The following is a 204-nucleotide window of genomic DNA, read 5'->3' as shown; positions in this document are numbered from 1 at the left end:
AAGAGATTGAGCCTAGTAGATACTAGGCTCATTTGGGAGTTTAGCTCAGCTAAGGAGAACGCAAGTTCGACTTTGTCGAAACTGACGTAAGTCAGTGCACGACAGGGATCCAGTGAGTTAAACGACCATTTGGGAGTTTAGCTCAGCTGGGAGAGCATCTGCCTTACAAGCAGAGGGTCAGCGGTTCGATCCCGTTAACTCCCA

The 204-nt window shown here is 49.0% G+C and carries 1 tRNA gene; it reads left to right on the top strand.

Going from position 1 to position 204, the window contains the following annotated elements:
* Positions 1-131 precede the first annotated feature (131 nt).
* A tRNA-Val gene (locus SPADD19_RS11265) sits at positions 132-204 on the top strand.

Origin of the sequence: Streptococcus parasanguinis (genome assembly GCF_001578955.1) — a bacterium.
GTDB classification, from domain to species: Bacteria; Bacillota; Bacilli; order Lactobacillales; family Streptococcaceae; genus Streptococcus; species Streptococcus parasanguinis_U.
Note: the sequence above shows the minus strand (reverse complement) of the source record. Positions and strands in the feature narration are given on the sequence as shown.